Annotated in this window: 7 protein-coding genes and 2 pseudogenes; 6 read left to right on the plus strand and 3 right to left on the minus strand. The window is 73.2% G+C overall.

All coding sequences use genetic code 11. The features are described 5' to 3' along the window. Together ABZ318_RS37760 and ABZ318_RS37765 are read left to right on the plus strand one after the other, a co-directional pair. Positions 1–82 (plus strand): annotated as a pseudogene (locus tag ABZ318_RS37760) (phosphoribosylformylglycinamidine synthase subunit PurQ); the annotation flags it as partial. Between the two features lie 118 nt (positions 83–200). Continuing rightward, positions 201–308 (plus strand): annotated as a pseudogene (locus ABZ318_RS37765) (transcriptional regulator); the annotation flags it as partial. A 153-nt stretch (positions 309–461) separates the two neighbouring features. Here ABZ318_RS37765 and ABZ318_RS37770 read toward each other — a convergent pair. Continuing rightward, positions 462–1,472, minus strand: coding sequence for a hypothetical protein (locus tag ABZ318_RS37770; protein WP_356906949.1), 1,011 nt, complete (start codon positions 1,470–1,472; stop codon positions 462–464). 310 nt (positions 1,473–1,782) lie between these two features. Between ABZ318_RS37770 and ABZ318_RS37775 the strand changes: the two genes are divergently transcribed. From ABZ318_RS37775 to ABZ318_RS37790, 4 genes are read left to right on the plus strand one after another with little or no spacing between them, the layout of a single operon-like run. After that, positions 1,783–2,538 carry a (5-formylfuran-3-yl)methyl phosphate synthase gene (locus ABZ318_RS37775; RefSeq protein ID WP_356906954.1) on the plus strand — a complete coding sequence of 252 codons (756 nt, stop codon included), beginning with the start codon at positions 1,783–1,785 and terminating at the stop codon, positions 2,536–2,538. Positions 2,539–2,546: 8 nt separating this feature from the next. After that, on the plus strand, positions 2,547–3,956 hold the full coding sequence (locus ABZ318_RS37780) for an aldehyde dehydrogenase family protein (RefSeq protein WP_356906950.1): 1,410 nt from the start codon (positions 2,547–2,549) through the stop codon (positions 3,954–3,956). A 2-nt stretch (positions 3,957–3,958) separates the two neighbouring features. Beyond that, positions 3,959–5,065, plus strand: a complete 1,107-nt coding sequence (locus tag ABZ318_RS37785) for an NAD(P)-dependent alcohol dehydrogenase (protein ID WP_356906955.1) — start codon at positions 3,959–3,961, stop codon at positions 5,063–5,065. Beyond that, the gene (locus ABZ318_RS37790; protein ID WP_356906951.1) at positions 5,062–6,021 is read left to right on the plus strand and encodes a class I SAM-dependent methyltransferase; all 960 of its coding nucleotides are present in this window, start codon (positions 5,062–5,064) and stop codon (positions 6,019–6,021) included. The genes ABZ318_RS37785 and ABZ318_RS37790 overlap by 4 nt, the downstream gene beginning before the upstream one ends. A 67-nt stretch (positions 6,022–6,088) precedes the next feature. Here ABZ318_RS37790 and ABZ318_RS37795 read toward each other — a convergent pair whose 3' ends face one another. Further along, positions 6,089–6,622 carry an EF-hand domain-containing protein gene (locus ABZ318_RS37795; protein ID WP_356906952.1) on the minus strand — a complete coding sequence of 178 codons (534 nt, stop codon included), beginning with the start codon at positions 6,620–6,622 and terminating at the stop codon, positions 6,089–6,091. 199 nt (positions 6,623–6,821) lie between these two features. After that, positions 6,822–8,894, minus strand: a 2,073-nt coding sequence (locus tag ABZ318_RS37800; protein ID WP_356906953.1) for a glycoside hydrolase family 9 protein, incomplete at its 5' end; no start/stop codon positions are given.

Here is an 8,894-nt window from a genome sequence, read left to right on the forward strand (position 1 = left end):
GGCCGGCGGCTTCTCCTACGGCGACTACCTGCGGGCCGGAGCCATCTCCCGCTTCTCGCCGGTGATGGAGACGATCATCGAGCACCCGGGGATGCCAGGACCTCCAGGGAACCGCCGGTTCCGGCGGTCAGCGAGTCACCGTTGAAGGGTGTACCGCCCGTACATCCCTTCCGCGCCGAGCAGGCCGTACGGGCGAAGGCATGGACAACCGTGAGGAGGTCCGCGAGTTCCTCACCTCGCGGCGCGCGAAGATCAGCCCCGAGCAGGCCGGGCTGCCGACCGGTTCCCGACGGCGGGTGCCCGGACTCCACATGACCGTCTACACCGCCGAGCCCGGCTCTCCCTCCGAAGAAGGACTCCGGCTCCTCGCCTCGTGGGCCGCCACCGAAGCCGCCAGGCCGGCAGCGCGGAACCCCGGCACCTGAAGCGGCCGTCCGGTTTTCCCGAGGGCGGAATCCGGATCAGGTGGCGGTCCAGCGCCGCACTGTCCCTCCGTCGTGGGTGAGCCATGTGCCGTCGCCGAGGGGCACGGCAGCGACTCCTGGTGTCTGCGGGTAGTCGAGTTCGGCGAGGGGCCTGAGCGTGTGGGCGTCGAGGAGGAGGTGGATGCCCTCCTCCGCCCACTGTTCCTCGGCCGCCACGACCAGGATCCGCTTGTCGTCGACGAAGCCTGGCGTGTAGCCGACGAACACCCAATCCTCGGGGAGGATCTCGCTGGCCTCGATGATGACGTCGGCGGCGCCGTCCTGAGTGCGGCAGAGGTAGCCTCCGCCGACGTCCTGGCTGACCAGCGCCCCGTCCCCGCCGAGGCCGACGTAGGGTTCCTCGGCGGTGCCCGCCGCCCGCACGTCGAGCCCGGCGGCCGTGTAGGTGACCAGGAGACAGAGGGTGCCGTCCTGGCCCATGGAGGCGGTGAGTAGAACCTCAGGGCATGCGTCCGGGAACTGCTGGAAGGCATACGTCGCCGAGAAGGACGGCAGGACGTGCTCGGCGAGCACCTCGCCAGTGGTCAGGTCGAGGGCACGGCAGATGTCGCCCGCATAGGACCTGCCGGGCCCGAGAGGTCCCGCCATGGTTGCCAGAAGGACACGACCGGCGGGGTCGGGCGTGCACGCGCCGGAGGCGTCCAGTGAGTGCTGCCAGTCCCGGTGGCGGTGCTCCCAGCGGACGGTTCCGTCGGCCTCGTGGACGGTGACGGCCTCCCGGCCGCTGACGGCCAGGGCGCCGTCCGGCAGCGGTGAGCAGTACGTGCCGGAGCTGCCCGCGGCCGGATCGGTCCACGTGGCGCGGTCGGCGAGCACCCGGGACGGATCGGCGGCGACCCTGCTGACGGTGATCACGCCTTCGTGCCGGGTGACGAGCCGGTGCGCGCCGTCGCGCAGGAGCCAGCCGTCCAGGTTCCCCAGAGCCTCGGTGACACCGGGCAGGGACTCACTGGCGAGGAGCCGCGCGGGTACGCGGGGACGGTTCATGCTCTTCCTGGTCCGTGTCCGGGGTGCGGCGGCGGGACCGGTGGAACCACCGCCGGCGGGTGGGTTCGCCGTCACCCTACGTCGGCCCCGAGAGCACAAGTGCGCATGGGGAGCGGTCGGCAGGTTCGGCGCGCCTCGGCAGGCGCCGGTGCACAACGCGTCATGCGCGTGCCTTCACGCGCCCCCGGGGAGCTCCGCGCGCCCTACCGGTGCCCACGGGGCGACGGAAAGGATGAGCGCACCGCACATGAACCAGGTGACCCGCACCCCTGTCCTCGGCCAGGTGGACACGCGGCGGAAGGAGCTCATGGTGTTGCTTCTCATCTCCCCGGACGGTGTCGAGGAGGCCCTCGACTGTGCGAAGGCCGCGGAACACCTCGACATCGTCGACGTCAAGAAGCCCGACGAGGGCTCGCTGGGCGCCAACTTCCCCTGGGTCATCCGGGAGATCCGCGACGCCGTGCCGGCGGACAAGCCGGTGTCCGCCACCGTGGGGGACGTCCCGTACAAGCCCGGCACGGTGGCGCAGGCCGCGCTCGGCGCGGTCGTCTCCGGCGCCACGTACATCAAGGTCGGCCTGTACGGCTGCACGACTCCCGAGCAGGGCGTCGAGGTCATGCGGGCGGTCGTCCGTGCGGTGAAGGACCACCGCCCCGAGGCGCTCGTCGTCGCCTCGGGCTACGCCGACGCCCACCGCGTCGGCTGCGTCAACCCGCTCGCCCTGCCCGACATCGCCGCCCGCGCCGGTGCCGACGCGGCCATGCTGGACACCGCGATCAAGGACGGCACGCGGCTCTTCGACCACGTCCCGCCCGACGCCTGCGCCGAGTTCGTCCGGCGCGCCCACGCGTCCGGTCTGCTCGCCGCCCTCGCGGGCAGCGTCAAGCAGGCCGACCTCGGTCCGCTGACCCGCATCGGCACGGACATCGTGGGCGTGCGGGGAGCGGTCTGCGCGGGCGGCGACCGCAATGCCGGGAGGATCCAGCCGCATCTGGTCGCCGCCTTCCGGGCGGAGATGGACCGGCAGGCCCGGGAGCACGCCGTCGGCACCCCGGCCGTGAACTGACCACCGGGATGCCGACACCGGAAGCCGGTGGCGTCCCCGGGCGTCGTGCCGCACGCCTCGCCGTCGTCGACCCGGCCACCGGGGAGGCCTTCGACGAGGCCCCCGACCAGCGGCCGGACGAGTTGGACGAGGTGGTCGCCCGGGCTCGGCGGGCCTGGCACGGCTGGCGCGCCGACCACGCCACCCGTACCGCTGCCCTGCGCGCCGCCGCCGACGCCGTGGAAACAGCCGGCGACGACCTCGCCCGGCTGCTCACGCGGGAACAGGGCAAGCCCCTGGCCGAGTCGTACGCCGAAATCGCCCGTACGGCGGCCCGGCTGCGCTACTTCGCCGACCTGGCCCCCAGGTCCCGCCGGATCGACGACGGCCGTCCCGTGCACAGCGAGGTCCGCTGGCGGCCCGTCGGGCCCGTCGCCGCGATCGTGCCGTGGAACTTCCCGCTCCAGCTCGCGGCGGCGAAGTTCGCGCCCGCGCTCGCGGCCGGCAACACCGTGGTTCTCAAACCGTCCCCCCACACCCCGCTCGCCACCCGACTGCTCGGCTCCGTCCTCGCCACCGTCCTGCCCGAGGACGTCCTGACCGTCGTCACCGGCCGCGAACCCCTCGGTGCCCGTCTCGCCGCCCACCCGGGCATCCGTCACGTCACCTTCACCGGCTCGGTGCCCACCGGCCGGACCGTCGCCGAGGCCGCGTCGGCCTCGCTCGCCCGGGTCACCCTGGAACTGGGCGGCAACGACGCCGCCGTCCTCCTGGACGACGTGGACGTGGAGCGGATCGCGGACCGGCTGTTCTGGGCCGCGTTCCGCAACTGCGGACAGGTCTGCATGGCGGTCAAACGCGTCTACGCCCCCGCCCGGCTCCACGCCGAGGTCGTCGAAGCCCTCGCCCGGCGCGCGAAGACCGTCGCGGTCGGATCCGGACTCGACCCGGGCACCCGGATCGGTCCCCTCAACAACGCTCCCCAGCTGGCCCGGGTCGAGCAGATCACGCGGCAGGCCCTGGCGGACGGCGCCCGGGCCGTGGTCGGCGGCCACCGACTCGACGGAGCGGGCTACTTCTTCGCTCCCACGATCCTCACCGACGTCCCGCCCGACAGCCCGGTGGTGACCGAGGAACAGTTCGGACCGGTCCTGCCGGTACTGCCGTACCGGAACCTCGACGAGGCCGTCGACGCGGCCAACGGCACCGGCTTCGGGCTGGGCGGCTCCGTCTGGGGCACCGACCTCGACCGGGCCGAGGCCGTGGCCGACCGGCTCGAATGCGGCACGGCCTGGATCAACCACCACGCCGAACTCTCCCTCGCCCAGCCCTTCGCGGGCGTCAAGGACAGCGGCGTCGGTGTCGCGGGCGGACCGTGGGGCCTCTACGGCAACCTCCGGCCGTTCGTCGTCCACCGCCCGCGGGAGGAGGAAGCGTGACGATGAGGTTCCGGGCGGCCGTACTGCGCTCGTACGAGGATCCGTTCACGGTCGAGGAGGTGGCCCTGCGCACGGAGCCCGACCCCGGCGAGATCCTGGTCGAGATCGCGGGAGCCGGGATGTGCCGTACCGACCTCGCGGTACGGCACTCGGCCGGCCGCAGCCCGCTGCCGGCGGTCCTCGGCCACGAGGGCGCCGGGGTCGTGGTGGCGACGGGCGGCGGCCCCGGCATCGCGCTCGGCGTCGGCGACCACGTCGTGCTGAGCTTCGACTCCTGCGGACACTGCCGCAACTGCCGGGCCGCCGCCCCCGCCTACTGCGACTCCTTCGCCTCCCTCAACCTCTTCGGCGGGCGCGAGGAGGAACCACCGCGCCTCACCGACGCGGCCGGAAAGGCGCTGGCTCCCCGGTGGTTCGGCCAGTCCTCCTTCGCCGCGTACGCGCTCGTCCCGGCCCGCAACGCCGTCCGGGTCGACCCCGCCCTGCCGCTCGAACTGCTCGGGCCGCTCGGCTGCGGCTTCCTCACCGGTGCCGGGGCCGTACTGAACACCTTCGCCGCAGGACCCGGCGACACCCTCGTGGTCCTCGGCGCGGGAGCGGTGGGCCTGGCCGCCGTGATGGCGGCCACCGCCGCCGGCACGCGGACCGTGGCCGTCGACCGGCATCCCGGGCGGCTGGACCTGGCCGAACGGTTCGGCGCGACCCCGCTGTTCGCCGGATCGCACGGACTGCCCGAGCGGATCCGCCGGCTGACCGACGGCGGAGCCCAGTACGCCCTGGACACCACGGCCTCGGCCCCGCTCATCAACGACGCGCTCCAGGCACTGCGCCCCACCGGCACCCTCGGCCTCGTGGCACGCCTCCACACCCCGCTGCCGCTCGAACCGGGCACGCTCGACCGAGGCCGCGGCATCCGCCACATCTGCGAGGGCGACGCGGTACCCGGACTGCTGATACCCCGGCTGACCGGCCTGTGGCAGGCCGGCCGCTTCCCCTTCGACCAGCTGATCCGCACCTACCCGCTGGCCGACATCAACGAGGCCGAACGCGACTGCGACGCCGGCCGCGTGGTCAAACCCGTCCTGCTGCCGGAAAGAAGAGACCGATGAGCGAAACCTTCACCACCGGGGAGTCCCCCCGTCCCGCCACCGGAGGAGACGCGGCCGCCACGGCGCCCCGGCAGACCGACGCGGAAGGCGTGGACGGAGGCGTGGGACTGACCGCCCTCCTGGTCGCCGCGGCCCGGGCGATCGAGACCCACCGCCACGACAGCCTGGCCCAGGACGTCCACGCCGAACACTTCGTACGCGCGGCCCCGGCGTGCGCGGACTGGCCGGTACGCATCGGGCAGATCCCGGAGGGGGACGACAACCCGCTGTGGGGCAGGTTCGCCCGCTACTTCGGGCTGCGGACCCGGGTCCTCGACGACTTCGTCCTCGGCTCGGTCCACGACGGCGCCCGTCAAGTGGTCCTGCCCGGCGCCGGGTTGGACACGCGTGCCTTCCGACTGGACCTGCCGTCCGACTGCGTGGTCTTCGAGATCGACAGGGCGGGCGTGCTGGCCTTCAAGCAGCAGGTGCTCACCGATCTGTCGGCCGCCCCGAGGGCGAAGCGCGTCCCCGTACCGGTCGACCTGCGCGCCGACTGGGCCACCGCGCTGACCTCCGCCGGCTTCGACCCGGCCGCACCGAGCGTCTGGCTGGCCGAGGGGCTGCTCTTCTACCTGCCGAGCTCCGCCGAGACGTACCTCGTCGACACGGTGGACCGGCTGACCACCGGGGGCAGCGCCCTGGCCTTCGAGGCCAAGCTGGAGAAGGACCTGCTGGCGTACCGCGACAGCGCGATCTACACGGCGACGAGAGAACAGATCGGCATCGACCTGCTCGACCTCTTCGACCTGGGACCGCGCCCCGACTCGGCGGGGCTCCTGACGGCCAGGGGCTGGTCCACGTCGACGCACACGCCCTTCGACTTCACCCGTCGGCACGGACGCGGCCCCCTCCCCGAGCCGAACGACGCCCTGGAGGGGAACCGGTGGGTCTTCGCCCACAAGCCCGGCCCGTGACGTCCGCCGGGCCGCCGGTGTCCCGGGGCGGGCGGCGCCGCCCCGGGACACCCGCGACCGGGCCGTGTCAGACGGCCGGGGCGCCCACCAGCCGGTCACCGGGGATTCCGGCCAGGTCCGGTGCGTAGTACTCCTCGATGCCGGCGGCCCACGTGGCCACGGTGATGCGGTCCTCGGCGTCCGGGCCGAAGGCGTCGAAGAGCGCGTGGATGTTCGCCTCCTCGAAGCCGATCGCCGTCATCAGCGACACGAAGAGCGGGCGCTCGATCAGGCCGTCCCCGTCCGGGTCGCCGAGCGCGGAGAGCGCCTCGGCGAACTCGGTGACCGTGGGGCCGAAACGCTCGGGGTCGAGCACGAAGGGGCGGAACTCGTCGACGGTGATCACGCCGTCGCCGTCGGCGTCCAGCTCGGTGGCCAGCGTCGTCCAGTAGCGGCGGAACGCGGTCCGAATGGCCTCCCTGGCGCCGGCGTCCGATGCGACCGCCGCCTCCAGAACGCGTCCCGTCATGAGGTCGAAGTCGCCGGAGTCGATGACTCCGTTGCCGTTGGCGTCGAAGAGGGAGAAGACCAGCTCGACCCGCTTGGCGGCCTCAGTGCGCATGTCCGTCACCTGTCTCGTGCGGCCCGTCGGTCCCGGGCCTGGCTCAATGAGTGCTTCCACGTAACCGTGCCGGGGGGAGAGCCGTGACGGTGAGGAGGCCGCCGTTACCGGAAGGAGTGAGTTCGCCGACAATCAGTCCGGCGACGCGGACGCCCTCCACCGCCACCTCACCTTCCCCGCCGCCACCGGCCTCGTCGGATCAGACGCAGACGCTCCCGTCGAGCGTGAAGGCCGTGGGTGAGGGGTTGGTCCCGCTGTACGTCCCCTGGACTCCGAAGCTCGCGGTGGCACCGGGGGCGATCGTCCGGTTCCAGTCGGCGTTGCGGGCGACGGCGGTGGCGCCGTTCTGGGTGACGGTCGCGTTCCAGGCGCTCGTGACGCGTTGGCCGGCCGGGTAGGACCAGGTCAGCTGCCAGCCGTCCACGGCGGTCGGGCCGGTGTTCTTGACGGTGACGGTCGCGGTGAAGCCGGTGCTCCAGACGCTGTCCGCCTTGTACGTCACCGCGCAGGCCGCCGTGGGCGGTTCGCCGGTGGAAGTCCGCTCGGCGGCGTAGGCGGAGAGCCAGGCCAGCGGGGCGTTCCAGTTGATCGCCACCTCGTTGGTGGAGTACGAGCCGATGTCGTCGACGTAGCAGGCGGCGGGGGCGCAGCCGGCCAGCTTCTCCTGCGCCACGGGGTCCTGGAGGCCGCTGTCGGGACCACCCGCGAGCGAACCCGCCGGTGGGTTCGGCAGCGAGGCGTCGTACTGGTGGGCCCAGAAACGGTGGTGCTGGTTGTGCGAGGACGTCTCGCCGTAGCCGGTCACGTACGACTGGCCGAGGGCGTTGCGGCCGAGCAGGTAGTCCAGCGTCTCCAGTGCTCCGGTGCGGTAGCGGCTGTCGCCGGTCAGCTCACCGGCGACGGCCATGACGATCGCGTCGTTGGCGACCTCGCCGTTCGACCCCCAGAAGTACCCGTCCGCCGGCACGGGCACCGCGTAGCCCTGGGCGGCCATCCTGGAGAGGTAGCCGTCGGCGGCCGCGGTCACCGAGGAGCGGACACGGGCCACGTCGCCGGCGGGCAGTCCGTTGGGGACCGTGGCCAGGGTGAGTCGGCCGAGTGCGGCCGTGTCGGCCCAGCCGAAGCCGTAGGGGGTGAAGGCGTCGGCGGAGGTGTGCCAGGACGAGGAGGTGACCGCGTCCCGGTAGGCGCTCTCGCCGGTCGTCGCGTACAGCTCGGCGGCCGACCAGTAGAACTCGTCGGTGACCTGCGTGTCGCCGTAGGCCCCGCCTCCCGTGCTGTCCGAGTCCGGCGCGTACAGGGCCGGGTGGGCCTGCGCCGCCGTCCAGGCACGGCGTGCGGCGGACAGGCAGCGGTCGGCGAAGGCGGCGTCGTACGGACGGAAGACCCGGGCGCACTGGGCGGCGGCCGCCGCGAGGTTGAGGGTCGCCGCCGTGGACGGGCGGTGCAGCTCGCGGGGCTGCGGGTCCTGGTCGGGCCGCATGGGCATGCCGGTCCAGGCCGCGTCGTGGACCTTGTGGAACGCCATGCCCGCGTACGGCTTCCCCTCGGGCACCTGCATCCGCATCAGGAAGTCGAGCTCCCAGCGGGCCTCGTCCAGGACGTCCGGCATCCCGTTGCCCCGCTCGGGGACCCGCAGGGTCGAGTCGCCCAGCGCCGCGTCCTTCCCCGCCCGCTCGGCCCGCTCGAAGGAGCTGACGACCAGCCAGGTGGAGATGCCGCCGTTCACCACGTACTTGCCGTGGTCGCCCGCGTCGTACCAGCCGCCCCTGACGTCCTGGGCGTAGTCGCACACGGTGGCCTGGCACGGGACGGAGGTGTCGCCCTTGTTGGGTGCGACGCCGAGGTGTCCGGCGGGGCGTGCGTAGGCGGAGCCCACCAGGGAGGCGTCGATGGCGATGCCGCTGCGCTGGTGGTGGAAGAAGGCCATCGAGTCGGAGCGCAGCGCGTCGTAGAGGTCCGCGCGGATGTCGAAGGGCACGCTGCTGCTGCCGTCCACGGCCAGGACGTATCCCGAGCCCGTGCTCCGGTAGGAGGAGAAGTCGGCCACCTGGACGGACTGTCCGGAGGGGGCGTCCGCGCCGTGGGGGACGGTCGAGCCGGAGGCCACCACCGTCCCGGACGCGTTCCGCAGCTGCCAGGTGAGCGCACCCGTCGCCGTGGTGACGACGGTGGCGCGCTTGGGGCCGTCCGGCAGATAGCCGACCTGGTTCACGCGGACGGCGCCGGTCGCCGCCGCGGTGGCGGGTGCGGCGGCAGGGGCGCCCGCGGC

This window comes from Streptomyces sp. NPDC006197, from assembly GCF_040613865.1.
GTDB lineage: Bacteria > Actinomycetota > Actinomycetes > Streptomycetales > Streptomycetaceae > Streptomyces.

What these genes read in the sequence shown, in the direction of transcription:
- ABZ318_RS37770 (WP_356906949.1), bottom strand. Translation starts at nt 1,472, where the DNA reads ATGAACCGTCCCCGCGTACCCGCGCGGCTCCTCGCCAGTGAGTCCCTG.
- ABZ318_RS37780 (WP_356906950.1), top strand. Translation starts at nt 2,547, where the DNA reads ATGCCGACACCGGAAGCCGGTGGCGTCCCCGGGCGTCGTGCCGCACGC.
- ABZ318_RS37785 (WP_356906955.1), top strand. Translation starts at nt 3,959, where the DNA reads ATGAGGTTCCGGGCGGCCGTACTGCGCTCGTACGAGGATCCGTTCACG.
- ABZ318_RS37790 (WP_356906951.1), top strand. Translation starts at nt 5,062, where the DNA reads ATGAGCGAAACCTTCACCACCGGGGAGTCCCCCCGTCCCGCCACCGGA.
- ABZ318_RS37795 (WP_356906952.1), bottom strand. Translation starts at nt 6,622, where the DNA reads ATGCGCACTGAGGCCGCCAAGCGGGTCGAGCTGGTCTTCTCCCTCTTC.